General features: G+C 68.9%; 22 protein-coding genes. 15 read left to right on the forward strand and 7 right to left on the reverse strand.

Annotated elements, in window-relative coordinates; all coding sequences use genetic code 11:
- The first annotated feature begins 85 nt into the window (after positions 1-85).
- Positions 86-742: an EthD domain-containing protein gene (locus tag NNI01S_RS15260; protein WP_063020769.1), complete on the forward strand. Its 657-nt coding sequence runs from the start codon at positions 86-88 to the stop codon at positions 740-742.
- Positions 743-747: 5 nt separating this feature from the next.
- On the opposite strand, the gene NNI01S_RS15265 is transcribed toward NNI01S_RS15260, so the two are convergent.
- Positions 748-1,626, reverse strand: a complete 879-nt coding sequence (locus tag NNI01S_RS15265; RefSeq protein WP_063020770.1) for a LysR family transcriptional regulator — start codon at positions 1,624-1,626, stop codon at positions 748-750.
- 71 nt (positions 1,627-1,697) lie between these two features.
- Between NNI01S_RS15265 and dapA the strand changes: the two genes are divergently transcribed.
- Both dapA and NNI01S_RS15275 read left to right on the forward strand, forming a co-directional pair.
- Positions 1,698-2,633 carry a 4-hydroxy-tetrahydrodipicolinate synthase gene (gene dapA, locus NNI01S_RS15270; protein WP_063020771.1) on the forward strand — a complete coding sequence of 312 codons (936 nt, stop codon included), beginning with the start codon at positions 1,698-1,700 and terminating at the stop codon, positions 2,631-2,633.
- Positions 2,630-4,168 (forward strand): DHA2 family efflux MFS transporter permease subunit, encoded by a 1,539-nt coding sequence (locus tag NNI01S_RS15275; RefSeq protein WP_063020772.1) that lies wholly within the window; start codon positions 2,630-2,632, stop codon positions 4,166-4,168. Before dapA ends, NNI01S_RS15275 begins: the two co-directional genes overlap by 4 nt.
- Before the next feature lie 51 nt (positions 4,169-4,219).
- Here NNI01S_RS15275 and NNI01S_RS15280 read toward each other — a convergent pair whose 3' ends face one another.
- The gene (locus tag NNI01S_RS15280) at positions 4,220-4,777 is read right to left on the reverse strand and encodes a TetR/AcrR family transcriptional regulator (protein WP_063020773.1); all 558 of its coding nucleotides are present in this window, start codon (positions 4,775-4,777) and stop codon (positions 4,220-4,222) included.
- A gap of 86 nt (positions 4,778-4,863) precedes the next feature.
- On the opposite strand from NNI01S_RS15280, the gene NNI01S_RS15285 reads away from it, so the two are divergent.
- Complete coding sequence (locus NNI01S_RS15285) at positions 4,864-5,580, forward strand: SDR family NAD(P)-dependent oxidoreductase (protein WP_063020774.1); 717 nt, start codon at positions 4,864-4,866, stop codon at positions 5,578-5,580.
- A 9-nt stretch (positions 5,581-5,589) separates the two neighbouring features.
- Here NNI01S_RS15285 and NNI01S_RS15290 read toward each other — a convergent pair whose 3' ends face one another.
- Positions 5,590-6,021, reverse strand: coding sequence for a type II toxin-antitoxin system Rv0910 family toxin (locus NNI01S_RS15290; protein ID WP_063020775.1), 432 nt, complete (start codon positions 6,019-6,021; stop codon positions 5,590-5,592).
- 636 nt (positions 6,022-6,657) lie between these two features.
- Here NNI01S_RS15290 and NNI01S_RS15295 point away from each other — a divergent pair.
- The 9 genes from NNI01S_RS15295 (at position 6,658) to NNI01S_RS15335 (ending at position 16,192) form a co-directional block, all read left to right on the forward strand.
- Positions 6,658-8,010 (forward strand): ATP-binding protein, encoded by a 1,353-nt coding sequence (locus NNI01S_RS15295; protein WP_245676162.1) that lies wholly within the window; start codon positions 6,658-6,660, stop codon positions 8,008-8,010.
- The gene (locus tag NNI01S_RS15300) at positions 8,010-8,435 is read left to right on the forward strand and encodes a roadblock/LC7 domain-containing protein (protein WP_063020777.1); all 426 of its coding nucleotides are present in this window, start codon (positions 8,010-8,012) and stop codon (positions 8,433-8,435) included. The genes NNI01S_RS15295 and NNI01S_RS15300 overlap by 1 nt, the downstream gene beginning before the upstream one ends.
- A gap of 73 nt (positions 8,436-8,508) precedes the next feature.
- Positions 8,509-8,859, forward strand: coding sequence for a DUF742 domain-containing protein (locus NNI01S_RS15305; protein ID WP_039805398.1), 351 nt, complete (start codon positions 8,509-8,511; stop codon positions 8,857-8,859).
- Entirely contained in the window at positions 8,834-9,439 is a 606-nt protein-coding gene (locus tag NNI01S_RS15310; RefSeq protein ID WP_063020778.1) for a GTP-binding protein, read from the forward strand. Before NNI01S_RS15305 ends, NNI01S_RS15310 begins: the two co-directional genes overlap by 26 nt.
- A 2-nt stretch (positions 9,440-9,441) precedes the next feature.
- Positions 9,442-10,707, forward strand: a complete 1,266-nt coding sequence (locus tag NNI01S_RS15315) for a cytochrome P450 (protein ID WP_063020779.1) — start codon at positions 9,442-9,444, stop codon at positions 10,705-10,707.
- Between the two features lie 13 nt (positions 10,708-10,720).
- Entirely contained in the window at positions 10,721-11,950 is a 1,230-nt protein-coding gene (locus NNI01S_RS15320; RefSeq protein ID WP_063020780.1) for a cytochrome P450 family protein, read from the forward strand.
- A 256-nt stretch (positions 11,951-12,206) separates the two neighbouring features.
- Positions 12,207-13,487 (forward strand): cytochrome P450, encoded by a 1,281-nt coding sequence (locus NNI01S_RS15325; protein WP_063020781.1) that lies wholly within the window; start codon positions 12,207-12,209, stop codon positions 13,485-13,487.
- 203 nt (positions 13,488-13,690) lie between these two features.
- Positions 13,691-14,953, forward strand: a complete 1,263-nt coding sequence (locus NNI01S_RS15330) for a cytochrome P450 (RefSeq protein WP_063020782.1) — start codon at positions 13,691-13,693, stop codon at positions 14,951-14,953.
- A 9-nt stretch (positions 14,954-14,962) separates the two neighbouring features.
- Complete coding sequence (locus NNI01S_RS15335; RefSeq protein ID WP_063020783.1) at positions 14,963-16,192, forward strand: cytochrome P450 family protein; 1,230 nt, start codon at positions 14,963-14,965, stop codon at positions 16,190-16,192.
- 34 nt (positions 16,193-16,226) lie between these two features.
- Here the strand turns inward: NNI01S_RS15335 and NNI01S_RS15340 are convergent, their stop codons facing one another.
- Entirely contained in the window at positions 16,227-17,174 is a 948-nt protein-coding gene (locus NNI01S_RS15340) for a pyridoxamine 5'-phosphate oxidase family protein (protein WP_063020784.1), read from the reverse strand.
- Between the two features lie 58 nt (positions 17,175-17,232).
- Here NNI01S_RS15340 and NNI01S_RS15345 point away from each other — a divergent pair, with 58 nt between their 5' ends.
- A complete protein-coding gene (locus NNI01S_RS15345) occupies positions 17,233-18,561 on the forward strand; it encodes an MFS transporter (protein ID WP_063020785.1) in 1,329 nt (442 codons plus the stop codon).
- Between the two features lie 341 nt (positions 18,562-18,902).
- On the forward strand, positions 18,903-19,403 hold the full coding sequence (locus NNI01S_RS15350; RefSeq protein ID WP_063020786.1) for a flavin reductase family protein: 501 nt from the start codon (positions 18,903-18,905) through the stop codon (positions 19,401-19,403).
- Positions 19,404-19,435: 32 nt separating this feature from the next.
- Here NNI01S_RS15350 and NNI01S_RS15355 read toward each other — a convergent pair whose 3' ends face one another.
- The 3 genes from NNI01S_RS15355 to NNI01S_RS15365 form a co-directional block, all read right to left on the reverse strand.
- On the reverse strand, positions 19,436-20,302 hold the full coding sequence (locus tag NNI01S_RS15355) for a TIGR03619 family F420-dependent LLM class oxidoreductase (RefSeq protein WP_063020787.1): 867 nt from the start codon (positions 20,300-20,302) through the stop codon (positions 19,436-19,438).
- On the reverse strand, positions 20,299-20,700 hold the full coding sequence (locus NNI01S_RS15360) for a MerR family transcriptional regulator (RefSeq protein ID WP_063020788.1): 402 nt from the start codon (positions 20,698-20,700) through the stop codon (positions 20,299-20,301). The genes NNI01S_RS15355 and NNI01S_RS15360 overlap by 4 nt, the downstream gene beginning before the upstream one ends.
- A gap of 338 nt (positions 20,701-21,038) precedes the next feature.
- Positions 21,039-21,908 (reverse strand): alpha/beta fold hydrolase, encoded by an 870-nt coding sequence (locus tag NNI01S_RS15365; RefSeq protein ID WP_063020789.1) that lies wholly within the window; start codon positions 21,906-21,908, stop codon positions 21,039-21,041.
- Positions 21,909-21,943: the final 35 nt, after the last annotated feature.

Below are 21,943 nucleotides of genomic sequence, written 5' to 3' on the forward strand. Positions count from 1 at the left end.
GATACCCCGAGCCGCGGCGGCCAACCGCGCGGGTCGGCTAGGCTCGGCGGCCACGGTGAAACGTGTTCTAGAAAGTGGCCTGTGAATGAAGACCATCTTTGCGCTGTGGGGCGTCGGCGACCTGCTCGCGGCGGACCTGGCCGCGCGCCTGCCGGATGCGGCCGCCGTGCAGGCGAATATCGCCGACGCGGCGGTCGAGACGGCGATGCTGCGCATCACGACGTTCGAGGCGCCGGTGCGGGCCGTCGTGAGCGTCTGGTGGGCGGGCGACCCGCGGCCGGAGGCGGCCGAGCGAGCGTTGGGCGCCGTGGCCGAGCGAGTGGCGGGCTGGCACGTCGAGGAGGCGACGCCGATTCCGCCGCCGGTCACCGCCGTGCTCGATCGTGCGCCGGGTCTGTCGAACATCGCCTTCCTGCGCAAGCCGGACGACCTGCCGCACGCCGACTGGCTGGACCGCTGGCGCAACCGCCACACCGCGATCGCCATCGAGACGCAAGCGACGTTCGGCTATGTGCAGAACGTCGTGACCGCGCCCGCCACGGCCGGTGCGCCGGACATCGCGGGAATCGTGGAGGAATTGTTCCCGATCGAGGCGCTCGGCGATCCGCACGCGTTCTACGGCAGTGGCGGTGACGCGGCGGAGCTGGCCCGCCGGATCGAACGGCTGATGGCCAGCGTCGCGACCTTCGGCGGCGACCGGAACCTGGATGTCGTGCCCACCAGCCGATATCGGCTGCGCTGAGTGGTTCAGCGGCCGGGGGAGCGCTCGGCCGATTCGCGCAGCGCCACCCGTGCGGCGCGCACGACGGGATGGTCTCCCGCGCCGCGCCGATAGGCGAGGTGGGTCCGCCGCCGTGTCGGCAGCGCGCCGAGTACGACGCCCCCTGGGCAATCCCGCGTCCCGAATTCCGGGACCAGCGCGACGCCCTGACCCGCCGCCACGAGCGCGAGGACCGTGCCGAAGTCGTCGGCGTGGTGCCGGATCCGCGGCGTGAAACCCGCCGCCTCACAGGCGCGCACCGTCATCGTGTGGCACAGCGTGCCAGGCGTGCTCGCGATCCAAGGACTGTCGCGGTGCGCGGACAGCGAGGCGGCCTCGGGCGCGGCGAGATAGACGACCTCCTCGAACAGCGGCTCGCTGTGCAGTGCGGGATCGGCCGGGACCGGCACGTAGTCGTACTCCTGGATCAGCGCTACATCCAGTGTCTCGGCGCGCAGCGCGTCGGGCGCCAGCGCCGGATCCAGTTCGGTCACGCGCAGTTCCAGCCGCGGGTGCGCGGTGCTCAGCGCGACGAGTGCGGGGGAGAGGATGGTCCGCACCGCGGTGGGAAACGCTCCGATGCGCAGGGTTCCGGTCAGTTCGGCGTGGTTCGTGGCCAGTTCGGCGGTGGCCTGCTCGAGCACCGCGAGAATCCGCTCGGTGTGCCGGACCAGGGCCACGGCGGCCGGGGTCAGCGTCACTCGCCTGCCGGTGCGCGCCAGCAACGGCACACCCGCCTCCCGTTCCAGCGCAGCGAGCTGCTGGGACACGGCCGAGGGGGTGTAGGCGAGAGCTTCCGCGACCGCGGCGATGGTCTCGCGGTGCGACAGTTCCCGCAGCAGACGCAGCTTGCGGACATCGAGCATCAGTTCACCTTATGGTCTGCGGAAGAAACGTGAACTGGATCTGACGGTTTCCAGCGGTCAGGCTGACTGACATGACGCTCGCCGGTCTTTTCGTCCCCCTGATCACGCCGTTCACCGCCGACGGCGCACTCGCCGCCGACGCGCTGGAGCGGCTCGCCCACGAGGTGCTCGCCGACGGCGCGACCGGCCTCGTCGCGCTCGGCACCACCGGGGAACCCGCGACCCTGACGGCCGCGGAGCGGGCGGAGGTGATCGCCGTCTGCGCGCGCGTCTGCCGGGCGCACGACGCGCCGTTGCTCGTCGGCGTGGGATCGAACTCGACGGCCGCTTCCGTCGAGGCCCTCGCCGGTCTGGATGCGCGCACCACCGCGGCCCTCACCGTGGTCCCGTATTACACGCGGCCCTCGGAGGCGGGTGTGCTCGCGCATTTCCGCGAGCTCGCGGCGGCGGCGCCGGTACCGCTGGTGGTCTACCACATCCCCTACCGGACGGGGCTCTCCCTCGGCCTCGGCGCCCTGCTCGAGCTCGCCGAACTGCCCGGCGTCATCGGCCTCAAGCACGCCGTCGGCGCCATCGACGAGGCGACCGTCGCGCTGATGAGCGCGCGCCCCGCGGACTTCGCCGTGCTGGCCGGTGATGACGTGTTCGCCCCGGCGCTGCTGGCGCTCGGCGCGGCCGGAGCGATCACGGCCTCCGCCGCCGTGCACACTCCGGCGTTCGCGGCCCTGGTCGCCGCGTGGCGCACCGGACCGCTCGGCGCGGCGCGGTCGCTGGGGCACCGGCTGGCGGTACTGTCGGCGGCGCTGTTCGCCGAACCGAATCCCACGGTGATCAAGGCCGTGCTCGCGGCGCAGGGCCGTATACCCAGCCCGGCGGTGCGGCTGCCGTTGCTCCCCGCGAGCGAGGCCGCGACCCGAGCGGCGTTGTCGGTGCTCGCGGAATTCCCGGCGACAGGAACGGGGAATGACTGGTGTTGCGGCCCCGAAGGTGCCACGCTTAAGCGGTGACACAACCTCCGGATACCCAGGCGGCTGGGCCCGACCCGACGGCCGACAAATTGGACGCGGCCGTCTTCAAGGTCGCTGGCGTGGTCGTGCTCGGCGCGATCATGTCGATTCTCGACATCACCGTCGTCAGCGTCGCGATCCCGACCTTCCAGCGCGAATTCGACACCAGCTACGCCATCGCGGCGTGGACGATGACGGGGTACACGCTCGCGCTGGCCACCGTGATCCCGCTGACCGGATGGGCAGCCGATCGTTTCGGCACCAAGCGGCTGTACATCATGGCGCTCACCTTCTTCGTGCTCGGTTCCCTGCTGTGCAGCACGGCGTGGAACATCGAATCCCTGATCGCCTTCCGCGTGATCCAGGGCCTCGGCGGCGGCATGCTGATGCCGCTCGGCATGACGATCATGACTCATGCCGCCGGTCCGCAGCGGGTCGGCCGGGTGATGGCGGTGCTCGGCGTACCGATGCTGCTCGGCCCGATCGGCGGTCCCATCCTGGGCGGCTGGCTGATCGAGAACTTCAGCTGGCACTGGATCTTCCTGATCAACCTGCCGATCGGCGTGGTCGCCCTTGTGCTCGCGTTCATCGTGCTGCCCAGCGACAAGCCGGAGCCGTCGGAGTCGTTCGACTTCATCGGCATGCTGCTGGCCTCCCCCGGCCTGGCCCTGTTCCTGTTCGGCGTCTCCTCCATCCCGGAGCAGGGAACGGTGCTCGCGGCGCGGGTGCTGATCCCGGCCGCCATCGGCGCGCTGCTGATGGTCGCGTTCGTGTTCCACGCGCTGCGCACCGAACACCCGCTGATCGATCTGCACCTGTTCGGCAACCGCGCGCTCACCTTCGCGGTGCTCACGATGGTGCTGTTCGCCGTCGCGTTCTTCGGGGCGGGTCTGCTGCTGCCGACATATCTGCAGCAGGTGCGCGGTGAGTCGGCGCTGCAAGCCGGTCTGCTCATCGCGCCGCAGGGCATCGGAGCGATGCTCAGCATGCCGATCGCGGGCCGTTTCGTGGACAAGATCGGCCCGGGCAAGATCGTGCTCGTCGGTATCACGCTGATCTCGATCGGCACCGCCTACTTCGTCCAGCTCGACGCGGACAGCTCGTATCTGCCGATGATCGGCGCGCTGGTCGTGATGGGCCTCGGCATGGGCTGCACCATGATGCCGATCATGACCGCGGCGATCCAGACCCTGACCCACCAGCAGGTGGCGCGCGGGTCGACGCTGATGAACATCGTCAACCAGACCGCGGGTTCCATCGGCACGGCGACGATGTCGGTGGTACTGACCAACCTGCTGAACAACCAGCCGCTCGCGCGTCCGGCGATCGCGGCGAACTTCGATCCCGCCCTGGCGAGCCAGCTTCCGCCGGGGACCGTCGAGACCGGTTTGCAGCAGGCCGCCGACGCGTTCAGTCACACCTATGTGGTGGCACTGGTGCTGATCGTGCTCACCTTGATCCCGGCGTCCTTCCTGCCGCGTACGAAGCCGAAGGACCCGCAGGCAGCCGACGCGGCGACCGTTATCCACGCATAGTGGGTGCGTGTCCCGGGATCGCCGGTCCGTGCGGCCATCCCGGGACATCTGTCACGGACGGTTGCGAAGGCCGTCGAAGACGATCTCCAGGCAGCGCCGCCACGACGGCGAGCCGGTGGTCTCCCCGAGTAGCGACAGCGCCCAGACCAAGTCGACGACGTCTTCGTCGGTCGCGTCGGCGCGCAGCGCGCCGGCGTCGCGGACGCGCTCGAGAATCGCGGACAGGTGTGACATCCCGCGGTGGCAGGCCTCCGCCAGCTGTACCGCCGCCGGATGATGATGCCCGGTGAACGCCTCGAGCAGCCCGCGATCGGCGGTGAACCTGCCGAGCAGGTCCGCCACGAATCCGGTGAACGCCGTCCACGCGTCCGGCTCGGCCGCCGCGCGGGCGGCGATCTCGTCCACCGCCGCCAGCCGGGGCGGCAGGAGGGCGTCGATGAGCAGGTCGCGGGTCGGAAAGTGGTTGTACAGCGTCCCGATGCTGACCCCCGCGCGTCGCGCGATCTCCTCCAGCGACCCGTCGAGGCCCTGCTCGGTGAACACCTCGGCCGCTTCCCGCAGCAATTTCTCGCGGTTGCGGGCGGCGTCGCGGCGAAGGGGTTTGGTCACCCGATCATTCTACAAAATCTGAGGCAGCCCTCGATTTCGTGCTACGGTATGAAATCGAGGGGGCCCTCATATTTTTGGAGCAGGTTATGGCACAACACGGAACAGCGGTGATCGTCGGTGTCGGCCCAGGCCTCGGGATGTCGATGGCCCGGCGCTTCGGCCGGGAAGGATTCCGGGTCGCGCTGGTTTCGCGCAGCGCTGCGCGGCATGCCGCGTACCTGGCGGACCTGGCTGGACTCGGTATCGACGCCACCGCCCACGTCGCGGACGTCACCGACCGGTCGCGGCTCGGCGCTGTGCTCGGCGACATCGGCCGGGAAGGTCCGATCGGAATGGTCTACTACGGGCCGGGACCGACCGAACATCCGGTGCCGATCACCGATATCGACGCCGCCGCGGCCCGATCGGCGTTCGAATGGGTGTGGCCCGCGATCGACGTGGTGAGCGACGTGCTGCCCGGCATGCTCGAGCGCGGCGACGGCGCAGTGCTTTTCGCCGGGGGCCTCTCCAGCGTCCGCCCCATGCCCATGCTCGGCCACCTCGCCCTCGCCGCCGCCGCGCTGCGCAACTACGCGCTCACCCTCAATGCGGCGCTGGCCGGGCGCAATCTCTACGCGGGCACCCTCACCATCGGCGGTCTCGTCGAACGCGGGGACATCCACGCCATGGTCACCGCCGACCCGGCGCGCTTCGGCAGCCCAGAAGGCCACACCCTCGATCCGGACGACTTGGCCGAAACCGCGTGGGACATGTACCGCACACGCGACCGGGCCGAAGAGATCTTCGACGCCCTCGGCGGCTGACGGTCGAGTTCAGCCGTAAAGGGCGATGAAGCGGTCCAGTGAACGTTCGATATCGCCCTTGACCGCGCGGGCCACGCCGGAGCCGATCGGCCCGAACAGTGGCGCGCCGCCGAGTTCGATGTCGACGGTGACCTCGGATCCGGAGCCTTTCGGCGCGACGAGCAGTTGCAGTCCCAGTTTCGTGCCGCCCTTGCCCGCGCCGGTCAGCTGCAGGCGACGCGGCGGCTCCGCGGCCCGCACCGTCCAGGTGACCCGGTTGCGCAGGCCCTTCACCGAGGCGATGCCGACCAACTGGGTCCCGACGGTCAGCTCGGCGGGAACCGCACCGCGCCAGGCTTCGTGCATGGTCAGCCATTTGTCGAGTTCGGCGAGGTTGGAGGTGTGCGTCCAGGCCTCCTCGGGCGAGATCGGGACGTCGACCGAGACCTTCAGCTTTGCCATGGGCGCATGGTATCCGGCACCCGTGGCCGGGTCGGCCGGGAGGGCGGACCGGTCCGGGTGAACTTCCGCCGCCGAGGCGAACGCGCCTTCGCGGAAACGAATTGGAACACCCGCCAATACATTTGTTGACGCGTCAGTGAATCCCTATTGTGCCTGCTGAGCCCCGGTTCCGGCGGCGATCCCGGTGGCTGCGGCCTCCGGTGCTCGTCCGGCGCGCGGGCCCGTATGCAGGACAAATGGTCCGCGGGTTGCATGGCAGCCCAACATTATTGCGCAGCTATGTCGCGATCTGCGGCACGTATCGTCCCAGCTCCGGGAATCCGGAAAGTGTCGATGCGATCGGCAGAGACTTCTCTGGAATGCTGCTAATGTGCGAATGGTCGGGTTCTGGTTACCGTTCGGACACGATCCGGGCGGTTGGCGATTGACGTGTAATCGCCTGTCCTGCGGGCACTATGCGGTAGGCGCTCTCGTGAGTGCCGGTGCCGTCGCGGGGTTCCGGTACTCCGACGCGGACCCCACCGACCGGTCCGTTCATGGTCGGCAGGCGAGGGAAGGCGAGCGAAGCAGGATGGCAGTGGGCCGATTCCTCGAGACCAGTCAACGACGAAAGAACTGATGAATCAAGATATCGCCGTGGTGCTTTCATGGATCCTCGCCGCCGCTGTGGTGATCGCCGTAGCGGGGGCGTTGTATGCAGTGCAGTATGCCAGGGCTCAGCGGGCCAAGGTCGAGACGCTGACCAGGGAACAGCGCGCGACAGAAGACACGCTCGAGCGGTTCGCCGCCACCACGCTACCCGCGGTGGCCGAGTCGATCCGGCGGTTCGAGTCGCAGGTGCCCCCGGTCGAAGTCCAGGCGGGCATGGAGAATTCGCGGCTCGCGCAGATCCTGCGGTGGATCTCCGAGCGATACGCCGACGATCTGAGCCTGATGCGCTCGGAGACCAGGGACCTGACCAACAACGAAGCGCAGCAGGCGATCAAGTCCGCCGAGGAGACCGCGCGCACCGAGGTCGCCGCCGCGTCGCGGCAGGCGACCAGCGCCGCGGTCCGCTCGTTCGGCACCTCGGTGGTCAGCCTCGGCGCGGACGTCAGCCAGGTGGTGAGCGCCGCGCTGCGTGAGCATCGCGACGACGCGGTGTACGAGACCCTCACCCGCATCGACCACACCGTGCAGCAGATGATCCGTCAGGCGCAGTCCTACGTGATCGTCTGCGGTGGTCTGCCCGGCCGCCGCTGGCCCGCGCAGACACTGACCGACGTGGTCGGCGGCGCCATCGGCCGCGTCCGGGAATACCTGCGGGTGCGGCCCAACCAGCTCGATCGCGTCGTGATCAGCCGCGCGGTGGAACCGCTCGTGCACACGCTGGCGACCCTGCTGGACAACGCGTTGCGGTACTCTCCGCCGACCTCCTACGTGGACGTCAATTTCCAGGAGGGTCATCACGGCGTCACCGTCATCATCGATGACGCGGGCGTGCGGATGAACGCCGAGCAGATGGAGGAAGCCCGCCAGGTGCTCGCGCACGAGCGGCCCGTCGACATCCACCAGCTCGGCCCGTCGCCGAAGGTCGGCTTCCCGGGTATCGCCGCGCTGGCCCGCCGTTACGGTTTCACCGTCTACATCGACGGCCCGAACGTCTACGGCGGCATGCGCGCGATGGTCTATATCCCGGAGTCGCTGCTGGTCACCCCGCAGAACGTCCAGGAGGTGGCGCCCGTGACCGAGGCAAAACCGGAGCCGGCCACGGTTCCCGCGAAGGACGCGCCGAGCGAGCAGCCCGTCGAGGACGAGCACTCGCTGACGGTCAGCGAGATCACCAGCGGCGGGCTACCCAAGCGACGACGCCGAACGGTCGCGCTCGCCCCGGTCGGGCCGCGCACCGAACCCGGCCTCGCTCGCCCCGAGGTCGCCGCAGCTTGGCATACCGGCTCCAAGAGCGGCCGCGCCGCCGCATCCGATGACACGGAAGGGATGACATCCTGATGGCCACACCCGTGACCGACAGCAGCAACAAACTGGGCTGGCTACTCGAAGATCTCAACATCACGGGTGTGCGGTTCGCGGTGTTGCTGTCCGACGACGGCCTGCGGATCGCGCACTCCGCGGGAATCGCCCGCGACGAAGCGGAACGGTTCGCCGCCGCCGCTTCCGGCTTGCGCTCGCTCGGCAAGGCGCTCGGCGAGTTCTGTGGTGATTCCGCGAACGGCGTGCGGCAGAACATGACCGAGTACGACCAGGGGATGATCCTCATCACCGCGGCGGGCGAGGGTGCGCTGCTCGGCGTCGCGACCACCAACGAGATCGACGTGGGCCTCGTCGCCCACCGGATGAACGAGCTGGCCGGCCGGGTCGGGCGTGAGCTCGGCAGTCAGCCGCGCAGGCGCGTAGACGGCAGCGAAATGCCATGATCGAGCGCAGCGAGCGAGTCAAAGGTACTGCGCCGCTGGGCATCACGGGGCCGAGCGCGAGCGAGGAGCCGTCATGAGCAAGCCGCGGCGCGACCCGGATCTGGTCCGGGCTTATGTGCGCACCGGAGGGCGTACGCGTCCCACTCGCGAGCTGGACCTGGTTACTTTGGTCCTGACCGCCAAAGATCCACTCCCCGGCGCGTCGCCCGATGCGCGCCGGGTCATGGCCCTGTGCAGCCGTCGAGGTGCGCTGTCGATCGCCGAGATCGCGGCGTACCTCGACCTCCCGCCGTCCGTCGTGAAGATCGTCGCGTCCGATCTCATGGACGGCGGGCACCTGGTCACTCCCACCCCGGCCGAGTCCCTGCCGGAGATCGCTCTGCTGGAGGAGGTACTCAATGGGCTCCGTGCTCTCGCCGTCTGATCGCGCCGTCGACTACGTGCCGGAGACCGTGACCCGCTCCGTGAAACTGCTGGTCGCCGGCAACTTCGGTGTCGGCAAGACCACGTTCGTGAGCAGCGTCTCGGAGATCAAGCCGCTGCGCACCGAGGAGACCATCACCGAAGCCAGCGTCGGTGTGGACGACATGGCGGGGCTGCCCGGCAAATCGCAGACCACGGTCGCGATGGACTTCGGCCGCATCACGCTCAGTCCCAAACTCGCGCTCTACTTGTTCGGCACTCCGGGCCAGCAGCGTTTCGTCCCTTTGTGGGAGGAGCTGGCCCGCGGTGCGCTCGGCGCGCTCGTGCTGGTCGACACCCGCCGCATCGAGAAGTCCGACGAGGTTCTCTCGGTGCTCGAGGAGCGCGGCGTCCCGTATTCGGTGGCGGTCAATCAGTTCGAAGGCGCGCGGCCCTACCCGCTCGAAGAGGTTCGCGATGCCCTCGATCTGGAGCCAGGGACACCGCTGACGTCACTGGACGCGCGTGACCGTGGCACCTGCCTGCGGTCGTTGATCACGCTCGTCGAATTCTTGTTCCACCGTTTGGAGTCGCGCGTTTGACCATGTCACAGTCCTCGACCTTCCCGACGCACCTAGCCGGCGGCGCCTGCCCGGTCGCACACGGATCGCCGATCGATACCGACGGTCCCAGGATTCCTCTCTACGCGGAGGGTTTCGCGGCCGACCCGCACGGGGTCTACCGGGAAATGCGCAGGCGCCATGGTTCGCTGGTGCCGATCGAACTGTCGCCGGGTGTGCCCGCCACGCTGGTGATCGGCTATCAGGAAGCCGTCCGGATCCTCAACGATCCCGAGCACTTCCCCGCCGATCCCCGCATCTGGCAGAAGAACATCCCCGAGGACTCGCCCATCCGGCCGATGATGGAGTGGTATCCGAACGCACTGCGCAACAGCGGCGCCGCGCACGCCCGCTACCGGGGCGCCTATACCGCGAGCATCGACGCCATCGACCTGCACGAGGTGCATTCGATGGTCGAGCGCATCGCCATTCCGCTGATCAACACCTTCTGTGCGGCCGGATCCGCCGATCTGGTGACGCAGTACGCGTTCCCCCTCGTCTTCGAGGTGCTCAACCGGATCGTCGGCTGTTCGACGGAACTGGGGCAGCGGGTCGCCACGGGCATGGCGATGCTGTTCGACACCGTCGAGGCGGCCAAGGGCATGCAGATGCTGTCCGAGGCGTTGATGGAGCTGATCCACGAGCGCCGCGCGCAGCCGGGCGATGACGTCACCTCCCGGTTGGCCCATCACTCGTCCAATCTCAACGACGAGGAGATGCTGTCGAACCTGATCAGCCTGTACGGCGCGGGAATCGAGCCGCAGCAGAACCTGATCACCAACACCCTGCTGCTGATGCTCACCGACGACCGTTTCGGCGGCGACGTTCTCGGCGGCAGCATGTCCACCCGCGACGCGTTGGACGAGGTGTTGTTCAACGACCCGCCGATGGCGAACTTCTGCATCACCTACCCGCGCCAGCCCATCCTCATCGACAACACGTGGCTGCCCGCGCACCAGCCGGTCCTGGTCAGCCTCGCCGCCTGCAACAACGATCCGGCGATCCGCGGCGGCGACCGCACCGGCAACCGTTCCCACTTGGCGTGGGCGGTCGGGCCGCACGCCTGCCCCGCGAAGTCGGTGGCGTCGGTGGTCGTCCAAGAAGCCATCGATCAGCTCCTCGATGCTCTCCCCGAAATGCAGCTGGCCGTGCCCGTGGACCAAGTGGTCTGGCGGCCCGGCCCTTTCCACCGGGCGTTGGCGGCCCTGCCGGTCGTCTTCCCCAAGTCCCCTCCGTTGAACATGGTGTAAGGAGAAGCGTCCGATGTCGCAAGAGCCGATAGTCTTGGATCTGACCGGTTCCGATATCCAAGGCGAAGCGGCGCGGCTGCGCGAGCGTGGGCCGGTGGCTCTGGTGGAACTGCCCGGCGGGGTGCCTGCGTGGTCGATCACCGACGCCGTCGTGCTCAAGAGCCTTCTGGCCGACCCCCGCGTGTCGAAGGATCCCAGGCAGCACTGGGCGGCGTTCATGAACGGCGAGATCACTCAGGAGTGGCCGCTGCACCCATGGGTGGCGGTCGACAACATGTTCACCGCCTACGGCGCCGAGCATCGGCGGCTGCGCAAGCTGGTCGCCCCCGCGTTCACGCACCGTCGCACGGTGGCGCTTCGACCGCGCATCGAAGCGATCACCGCAGCCCTGCTCGACCAGCTGGCGGACACCCCGCGCGGCACAGCCGTCGACCTGCGCGAGGGCTACGCCTATCCGGTGCCGATTCAAGTCATCACCGAGCTGATGGGCGTGCCCGAGCACTTGGGCCCCGGCGTGCGGACATGTGTCGACGGATTCTTCGACACCTCGTTCGGGCCGGAGGAAGCGCAGGCCAACTACCTCGAGATGTACCGGCTCATCAGCGAACTCGTGGCGTACCGGCGGGAGTCGCCGGGCGACGACATCACGAGCGTGCTGATCGCCAGCCGGGACGAGGAGGACGGCTCGCAGCTGACCGAGAAGGAACTCGTCGACACCTTGATGCTGGTCATCAACGCGGGCCACGAGACGACGGTGAACCTGCTCGATCAGGCCATCTTCGCGCTGCTCACCCGGGCGGATCAGCGTGCCGACGTGGTTGCGGGCCGGATCCCCTGGTCGGACGTGGTGGAGGAGGCGCTGCGCTTCGAGGCGCCGGTCGCGCACCTGCCGCTGCGCTACGCGGTCGAGGACATCGACATCGCCGACATCCGTATTCCCAAGGGTGAGGCGATCCTCGCGTCCTATGTGGCGGCCAACCGCGATCCGAAGGTGCACGGCGCGACGGCGAACGAGTTCGACCTGCGCCGCTCGGTCAAGGATCACCTGGCCTTCGGATACGGGGCGCATCACTGCCTGGGCGCGCCGCTGGCCAGGTTGGAGGCCGAGATCGCTCTTCCGGCCATCTTCCAGCGCTTCCCGGACATGCGCCTGGCGGTCGACCCGTCCGAGCTGGGCACGGTGCTCAGTTTCATCTCCAACGGGCATTCCGAGTTGCCGGTCTTTCTGGCGGCCGCGGAGTAGTCCGGGCCGCAGGGATATCCGGCGCACACGTGTCCCCGCGTATCGCTCGCGATACGCGGGGACACGTGTTGCACCCCAGGCGGGCGCCCGCCGGCCCACCCGATCGCGCCGGTTCGGCGCACGAGTTATGCTCTGCCCCGGTAAAATTCGGCGTAAGGTCGAATTCGCCACGCTCGCACGGCAATTCGGATCCCGAGACCGGGATGTGTCGTGTGTCCATACTGCTCGTCGAACGTTCCGACTTTGGAGTCACGTTTTGACCCACCCACAGTCCTCGTCCACCTCCAGCGGCTGCCCGGTCCGGCACGGCTCACCGGTCGGCGCAGACGGCCCACGGGTCGCGCTGTACGCGGACGATTTCGCGGCGGATCCCCACCGTGCCTATCGCGAGATGCGCGGACGGTACGGTTCGCTCGTTCCGGTGGAACTGTCCCCCGGAGTGCCCGCGACGCTCGTGATCGGCTATCACACCGCGGTGCGCATCCTGAACGATCCCGACCACTTCCCGGCCGATTCGCGGACGTGGCAGCAGACCGTGCCCAGTGACTGCCCGGTCCTGCCCCTGCTCGAGTGGCGTCCGGCCGCGATCCGCAATTCCGGTCTGGAGCACGCCAGGTACCGGCAGGCCACGGTCGCGGGCATCGAGGAGATCGACCAGTTCGCCCTGCGCAACACGGTGGAGCGGATCGCCGTTCCACTGATCAACAGCTTCTGCGGGGACGGCTCGGCGGATCTGATCGCGCAATACGCGTTCCCGCTGTCGTTCGCGGTGATCAACGCCATGCTGGGGTGCCCGCCGGAGATCGGGCAGCGGGCGGCGATGGGGCTCGCGGCGATGTTCGAGGGCGTGGACGCCGAGCAGGGCAACGCGATGTTCACCGGAGCGATGGCCGACCTGGTGGCGCTCAAGCGATCCCAGCCCGGCGACGACATCGTCTCGCGCATCTTGCAGCACCCCGTCGATTTCGACGACGAGGAGATGATCCAGCAGGTGCTCATGCTGTACGGCGCGGGCATCGAGCCGCAGCAGAATCTGATCGTCAACACCATGCGGCTCATGCTCACCGACCAGCGGTTCGCCGGCGGCATTCTCGGCGGCAGCCTGTCGACCCGGGACGCGCTGGACGAGGTGCTGTTCACCGACCCGCCGCTGTCGAATTACTGTGTGACTTTCCCCCGTCAGCCGATGCTGATCGACGGCGTCTGGCTACCGGCGCACCAGCCGGTGGTGATCAGCATGGCCGGATGCAACAACGACCCGGCGATCCACACGGGGCAGTACACCGACAACCGGTCGCATCTCGCGTGGAGCGTCGGGCCGCACACCTGTCCGGCCCGGTCGGTGGCCTATCTGATCGCCCAGGATGCCATTGATCAACTGCTCGACGCGCTGCCCGAGTTGCGGCTGGCCGTCCCGGCCGAGGAACTGACCTGGCGGCCGGGGCCGTTCCACCGATCGCTGACCGCCCTGCCGGTTCTCTTCCCGGAATCCCCGCCCCTGCCGATCCTTCAGCCGGAGCGGAGTTCGGCGTCGTAGCCGCGCTCCGTCCGGCGAGCCGACACCGCCGTATGCCGATCAGAAGGAGGTTGCCGCTCAGAGGTCGTCGTGCACACAGCTGATGAGGGTGTGCGCCGGCCTGTCACCGATCGCCACGCATCACGTCGACCCACGCCGTCGCGGCGCGCACGCGCCCGGGCGATCGCGTTCGTCGAATTGTTCGTTCCCCTGGAGTTTCGTCTTTGACCACGCCACATTTCCCGCCGTCCACCTCCGCGAACGGGTGCCCCGTCCGGCACGGTTCGCCGATCGACACCAGCGGCCCGCGCTACTCGTTGTACTCGCAGGAATACGCCGAGGATCCGCACCAGGCCTACCGTGAAATGCGCCGCCGGTACGGCTCGCTCGTCCCGGTCGAGTTGTCGCCGGGGGTGCCCGCCACCTTGGTGATCGGCTACCACACCGCGCTGCGTATCTTGAACGACCCCGACCATTTCCCGGCCGATCCGCGTACCTGGCAGAAGGACATCCCGGGTGAGTGCCCGGTCCTGCCGATGCTGGAGTGGCGGAAGAACGCGCTGCGCAGTTCGGGCCTGGAACATCTGCGCTACCGGCAGGCGAACGTGGCGAGCATCGCCGGGGTCGATCTGCACGCACTGCACGGAACCGTCGAGCAGATCGCCGTTCCGCTGATCAACGCCTTCTGCGAGGACGGTGCGGCGGATCTCATCAGCCAGTACGCGTTCCCGCTCAGCTTCGCGGTGCTCAATGCCATGCTCGGCTGCCCGGCGGATATCGGCCAGCAGGTGGCGACCGGTATGGCCGCCATCTTCGAGGGCGTCAACGCGGACAAAGGCAACGCGATGCTCTCCGACGCGCTGTTCGAGCTCGTGCAGCTCAAGCGCAAGGAACCCGGCGACGATGTCACCTCCAGGCTGTTGCGGCACGAAGCGGGGCTCGACGACGTCGAGATGATCCATCAGCTGATCACGCTCTACGGCGCAGGTATCGAACCGATGCAGAACCTGATCGTGAACACGGTGCTGCTGATGCTCACCGACGAGCGTTTCGCGGGCGACTTCCTCGGCGGCAGCCTCTCGACCCGCGACGCGCTCGACGAGGTGCTGTTCAACGACCCGCCGATGGCGAACTACTGCGTCAGCTACCCGAGACAGCCGATCCTCATCGATGATGTGTGGCTACCCGCACACCAGCCGGTGGTGATCAGCATGGCGGGTTGCAACAACGATCCCGCGATCGGCGTCGGTCAGCGGACCGACAGCCGGGCACACCTGGCGTGGAGCGTGGGGCCGCACGCCTGCCCCGCCCGGTCGGCCGCGTATCTGGTCGTCCAGGACGCCATCGATCAGATTCTCGACGCCTTGCCCGAGATGAGCCTGGCCGTGCCGGCCGAGCGATTGAGCTGGCGGCCCGGCCCGTTCCACCGCGCTCTGGTGTCCCTGCCGGTCGTCTTCCCGAAATCCCCTCCGCTGACCGTCTTCTAAGGAGTCCTGATGGACACACAACCTCTAGTCCTCGACCCCGCGGGCGCGGACATCCAGGGCGAGTCCGCGCGAATTCGCGCGCGCGGGCCGGTGACCATGGTCGAATTGCCCGGCGGCGTGCGGGCGTGGTCGGTCACCGACGCCGACGTGCTGAAGCGGTTGCTGGCGGATCCCCGGGTGTCGAAAGATGGCAAGCAGCACTGGCCTGCGCTCATCAACGGGGAGATCCCGCAGGACTGGCCGTTGTTGCCATGGGTCGCCGTGAACAACATGTTCACCGCGTACGGCGCGGACCATCGACGGCTGCGCAAACTCGTCGCGCCCGCGTTCACCCACCGCCGCACCCAGGCGATGCGCCCGATGATCGAGCAGATCACCGCGGACCTGCTGACCGAGCTCGCCGCGACGCCCGCGGGCGAAGCGGTGAACCTCAGGGAAGGCTTCGCCTACCCGCTGCCGATCCAGGTCATCAGCGCGCTGATGGGCGTTCCGGAAGTCCTGAACGCCGGTTTGCGCACCTGCGTCGACGGCATCTTCGACACGTCGCTCGGGCCGGAGCAGTCGCAGGCGAACTATCTGGAGATGTACCGGATCCTCGGTGAACTCGTCGCCTACCGGCGGCAGGAGCCCGGCGACGACATGACCAGCCTGCTGATCTCGCACCGCGACGAGGAGGACGGCTCGCAGCTGACCGAGCAGGAGCTGATCGACACGCTGCTGCTGGTGATCAGCGCCGGGCACGAGACCACGGTGAACCTGCTCGATCAGGCCGTCTTCGCGCTGCTGACCCACCCGGACCAGCGCGCCGAGGTGACCGAGGGACGTGCGCCCTGGACGGATGTGATCGAGGAGGCGCTGCGCTACGAGGCGCCGGTGGCGCATCTGCCGCTGCGCTTCGCCGCCGATGACATCGAGATCGACGGGCTGCGCATCGCCAAGGGCGAGCCGATCCTCGCGTCCTACGCCGGGGCCAACCGCGATCCGAAACTGCACGGCGCCACCGCCGACGAGTTCGACGTCCGGCGAGCGACCAAGGAGCACTTGGCCTTCGGATACGGAGCGCATCACTGCCTCGGCGCGCCCCTGGCCCGGATGGAAGCGGAAATCGCGCTACCCGCGCTGTTCCGCCGCTTCCCGGACCTGCGTTTGGCGGCCGACCCCGCCGACCTCGGCAGCGTGTCCAGCTTCATCTCCAACGGGCACGCCAGGCTTCCGGTGTACCTGGAGCAAGCGGACTAGCGGCGGACCCGCGCCTCCGGCCGGAGGCGCGGGGTCAGCGCAACGCGTCGACGCGGCCGGTCTTGCGGGCTTTCGCGAGACCGCGCCGGGCGAGGAAACCGTTGCCGAGCAGCAGGATCGTCTTGTTCGGCGGCGCTTTGAACCCGGACGCGGTGTGCGGTGCGTACACCGCCTCGGCGCCGGAGACCTCGAGCCAGCCGGTGTGCTGTCGCGACTCCAGGCCGATCAGCTGCGACCGATACGCGTGCGCCAGCAGCCCGGCACGGCGCCCGCCTTGCGGCACGACCGACGGCACGGTCAACAGCACACCGTCCGGGCTCGACCCGGCCACCCGCACCGGGACGACCGCCGGATAGCCGTCGGCCTGCCGGTAGCCGAGCAGGCGATGCGGCAATTTCGCCGCTCGCGCCGCGGTGCGGGCTACGTCCACCCGTGGGCCGGTGCCCTTCGCGGGAGGCTGCTGCACCGCAGAGGTGGCGGAGGGCATTGCGGCGCCCAGGATTTCGGGTGCGCCCGCGGCGTCGAGATCCGGCCAGACGACGATGCGGTCGACGGCGACGGTGACGACCACTCGATCGGCGTAGTACGCGCGCAGCCACCGGTCCCAGAACACCCCGCGCCGCGGTGCGCCCAGGTAGGGCGCGGACTGGGCGCCGATGCGGTCGAGCACCTCCTGGTCGGGTGTCGGATCGAAACTCGCGGTGCCCTGCACCAGCACGAAGCGGGGATTGTCCCGGTTCCCGATGCCGTGCTCACGCGCGTGATACGCCAGCGCCACCTTCGGTTCCCGCTTCATCCGCTCCAGCTTGCGCCCGAAGCCGAGCGAGGTGGTGAAACCCACCGTGCCCGCCGTCCGGTCGCGCAGCCCGATCGGCGACACCGCCGACACCACCGCGCCGCCCGCGGGCGTCACATAGGCGGCGGCGCAGGTGAGGTCGCCGCCGAGCACGTCGTCCACGTCGTCCGGCCAGGTGACTGCCATACGCGGAGTTTACTGCGGGCACTTGACGGAGTGGCCGTCCTGGGCCGAGAGTGCGCTGATGGTTTCCACCACCGAGGTGGCCGGCACGACGTTGCGCAAGGTCACGATTCGCCTGGTGCCCTTTCTGGGCCTGCTGTATTTCGTCAATTACCTGGACCGGGTGAACATCGGGTTCGCCGGGCCCAGCGGCATGAAGACCGACCTCGGTCTCACCGAGACCGCCTTCGGGTTCGCCTCGGGCATCTTCTTCGTCGGCTACCTGCTGCTCGAGGTGCCGAGCAACCTGGCGCTGCACCGCTTCGGCGCCCGGCGCTGGATCGCCCGCATCATGGTCAGCTGGGGCCTGGTGGCCACGGCGATGGCCTTCGTGCCCGACGCCACTGTGCTCTACGTCCTGCGGTTCCTGCTGGGCGTGGTGGAGGCGGGGTTCTTTCCCGGCATCCTGCTGTATCTGACCTACTGGTTCCCGCAAGCGCAACGGGCGCGGATCGTGGCGTTGTTCATGACCGCGGTGCCCATTTCCACCGCCCTGGGCGCGACCATGTCGAGCTTGATCATCCAACATGGCGACGGGATCTTCGGGCTCAGCGGATGGCGGTTCATGTTCTTGGTCGAGGGCCTGCCCGCGATCGCGCTGGCGGTGGTGACCTGGTTCTACCTGACCGACCGTCCGGAGCGGGCGAGCTGGCTGGATCCGGCCGAACGAGACTGGCTGGCGGGCGAACTCGCCGCCGAGCAGTCCGCGTTGCGGCGCGCCGACCACTGGACGCTGCGCCGCGCGCTGACCCATCCGCGGGTGCTCGGGCTCGCCCTGGTGTACGGCGGCATCGTCTACGGCCTCTACGCGCTGGGCTTCTTCCTGCCGACGATCATCGACGGCTTCCAGCAGCAGTACGGCACCCGGTACTCGGTGGTGCAGCGCGGACTGATCAACGCGGTGCCCTACCTCGTCGGGGCGATCGTGATGGTGTGGTGGGGCCGGCACGCCGACCGGACCGGGGAGCGGATATGGCACGTCGCGCTGCCCGCGCTGCTGGGCGGCCTCGCGATCCCGGTGGCGCTGTACCTCGGCGATCCCTTCGCCGCGATGGTCGCGGTCACCGTGTGCGCGGTGGGCGTGCTCGCGGCGCTGCCGACGTTCTGGGCCCTGCCCGGCACCTTCTTGTCCGGCGCCGCCGCGGCGGGCGGTATCGCGCTGATCAACTCGATCGGCAACGTGAGCGGTTTCGTGGCGCCGTACGTCACCGGCGGGTTGACCGACGTGACGGGAAGTCAGCGGGCCGGGCTCTGGGTGGTGGGGCTGTGCATGATCGCCGCCGCCGTGGGCGTGCTGACGCTGCGCGGGCGCGCAGGCGACGTTCCCGTGCGCCGGAGCGCGGAGCAGTAATCCGAGAGCGCCGCTGACCGCTCGATCCGGAGCGCGACCCGCCGCACCCACCGGACCGAGTCTTCAGCAGAAGGCACTGCTGCGCTCGCAATGTGGCGACCGCCACCATGCGTTTTCAGTGTCGGCGCGGAAGTCCTTGTGGTGGACTATCATCCACGGGATGTGGACCGGAAACAGCCGGTCTGCAGGGGCCGTCGTACGGGCGCCCCACCCCCGCCGGCGTCGGCGTCTCAGACGACTTTGCCACCGCGGTTGTAGGGTGAGCGCTGCCCGGTCCGGCATGTTTGCGCGGCGATCGCGCGGGCATCCGGGGAAGACGTCGCATCACGCTGGGAGGACCGATGGCTACCGAAGACCGGACCGCAGTGTTCGACGCGGTGGTCGCGGCGGCGGACTATCCCGTGCTGCTGGTCACCGTGCAGGCGGATGGCCGGCGCGCCGGCTGTCTCGTCGGATTCGCGACGCAGGTCAGCATCGAGCCGCGCCGGTTCTTGATCGGGCTGTCGAAGAAGAACCACACCTATCGGATCGCCCAGCGCGCCGACCGGCTCGCGGTGCATTTGCTCGGCAGCGAACAATTATCGCTGGCGCGGCTTTTCGGCGGGGAGACCGGCGACGACATCGACAAGTTCGTGCACTGCGACTGGCACTCCGGCCCGAGTGGCATTCCGGTGCTCAGCACGGTGCCCAGTTGGTTCAGCGCCCGCATCCGCGAGCGCTACGACCTCGGAGATCACGTCGGAATACTGCTGGAGCCAGAGGACGGCGCCGTGCTGCGGCCCACCGCGGAGACACTGCACTACCACTCCGTCGCCGATCTCGTTGCGGGCCATACCGTCTGAGGAGGTTTCCGGCGCGAACCCAGGCGCGCGTGCTACCTCAGTGCGTTCGCAAGATCGAATCGTTCGGCGAAGGTGGACAACTCGTCGCGGGCGCGCTCCGGGTCGCCGGTGCTCGCGCTCACCACGATGCGCGTGACGCCCTGTGCGGCCAGTCCTTCGACCCGCTCGACCGGCATGTCGATCGATCCCCAGCGGGTGTACTCGAACGCTTCGGGGTCCCGGCCCGCCGCGGCCGCCCCAGCGCGCGCGATCTCCAGTTGCGCGGCGCGTTCGGTGGGCCCGAGCAAGCCGCCGGGGAAGTAGCCGTCACCGCGGGATCCGGCACGACGCGCGGCGGCGCGGCTCGACCCGCCGACGTGAATCGGCAGGGGGCCGCCCGCAGCGGGTTTCGGGTAACTGCACAGGTTTTCGAACCGGAAGAACTCCCCGTCGAAGCTCACCCCGTCCGCGTCGCCGGACCACAGCAGTCGCAGCACGTCGATGGCCTCGTCGGCGCGGCGGCCCCGGGTTGCGAACTCGACGCCCACGGCGTGCGCCTCGCCGGGCAGGGTGCCAAGACCTACCGTGAGCAGGCGCATCCGTCCCTTGGACAGCACGTCGATCGTCGCCAGACGTTTGGCCAGCACCACCGGGTGGTGATAGGGCAGCAGCAGCACCGCGGTGCCGAGCAGGATCCGCTCGGTACCGGCGGCGACGAAGCTCAGCGCGTCCAGCGGATCGGCGAACGGGACAGTCGGCGTGAACTCCATCGGCCCGACCGCGGCGCCCGGGTACAACGCGACGTGCTCGGGCAGGTAGATCGCCTCGAAGCCGCAGCGCTCCGCGTGCTGGGCGTAGCCGATCAGGCGGTCCGGGTCGACGCCGAAGAACGGGGTGCTGTAGCTGACCGCGAATCTCACCGCCGCTGCTCCAGCCGGTCGAACTCGCAGGCCGCCGTGATCCGGTCGAATTCGCAGGCGGCCGCGAGCCGTTCGCTCAGCAGTCGGCGGACGTCCGCCAGCCGTTCCATGTACTCGTCGACCTCGGCCAGCTTGCGCTGCAAGGTGGAGACCGAGTCCGGGCAGACGTCGCCGGAGCCGTTGCCCGCCCGCAGGCAGGCGACGAAGGGGCGGATGTCGTCGAGGTCGAAGCCCGCACCGAGCAGTTCGCGGATCTTCGCCACGATCAGCACCTCCACGTCGTCGTAGGAGCGGTACCCGTTGGCGGAGCGGCGGGGCCGCACCAGACCGTGCTCCTCGTAGTACCGCAAGGCGCGCGTGCTGGTGCCGGCCCGCTGCGCGAGTTCGCCGATGCGCATCCGTCCTCCTTCGCCTCCGTCATCGCCACGCTAAACCTTCTCGTCGGCGTCAAGGCAAACCGCCATCTGCGCCGGATGGCTCTCCGCATCGACCGGGCATGCTCCGCATGGCCTGGGACGGCAGCACCTGCCCCGACGCGTTCCGCCGCGTCTTCGGGAACGAGAAGATCACCCGGCGGCCGTCGTCGATCCGATGACGGCCGAGCGGGTGGTTCTGCACAGTACGCAGTCTGTTGCAGTGGGCCCCCACCGGACGCGGCGCGCGACCGGCCAACCGCCTGAGAGCCCGCCGGTGCTTTGACGCCGCCGGAACCGGCGACGGTGGTCGCACCTGAGCGCTACCGCGCCGGGCCACGGTCCGGCTTCGGTGCCGTGTGGCGTTCCAGCAGGAACGCCGACATCGCCTCGGCGACCGCGGCGGGCTGGTCGAGCATGGAAAGGACGTACGCGTTGTCGATTTCGACCAGCCGAGCATTCGGGATGAGGTCGGCAAGCCTGCGGCCGTGCTCGCGCGGCATCACCTTGCCCGCCGACGACCACAGGATCAGCGCGTCTCCCTGGAAGTTCCGCAGCGCCTCGGTGTGGGCGATCAATTCCGGCTTGCGGAACCCCGACCTGGTGTAGGCGAGCAGGTCCCGCCGGATCCCGGCATCCCGCAGTCCCGGTTCGGTCCAGCCGTGCACCAGCGCGTCGGGCAGCGGACGCCGAGCCATCCACCCGAACAGCAACGGTGAGCGGCGCAGCCACCGGACGCGTAATTGCCGCAGCGCCAGGGAGATCCCGCCCGGCAGCGCGGTGGCGACGGTGGCCATCTTGCCCGGCAGGCCGGGCGGGAAGTTGTCGAACGCCTCGCACGGCAGCACGATGAGCCTGCCGACGCGTTCGTCCAGGCCGTAGGCGGTGAGAAACAGCGCGCCGCCCCAATCGCTGTGCACGAGCGTCACGTCGTGCAGATCCAACGCGCCGAGGAAATCGGCGATCAACTGATTCAGGCCGCGCAGGCTCAGGTCGACGCCAGGCCGCAGCGGTAGGGGATGGGCGCCGAGGGGAAGGTCCGGCAGCACGTAGCGGAAGCCATCGGGTAGGGCGTCGAGCACCTCGTCCCACAGCGTGTGGTTCATCAGCAGACCGTGCAGCAGAACGACGGGAGGTCCGTCGCCGCGCTCGACGTAGTGCACCCGGCCTGCCGGAAGTTCGATCACAGCCATATCCGCCTCCGATCGAGCGATCGCTCTAGAGTATC

This window comes from Nocardia niwae NBRC 108934 = DSM 45340, assembly GCF_001613465.1.
In the GTDB taxonomy this organism is placed as follows: Bacteria; Actinomycetota; Actinomycetes; order Mycobacteriales; family Mycobacteriaceae; genus Nocardia; species Nocardia niwae.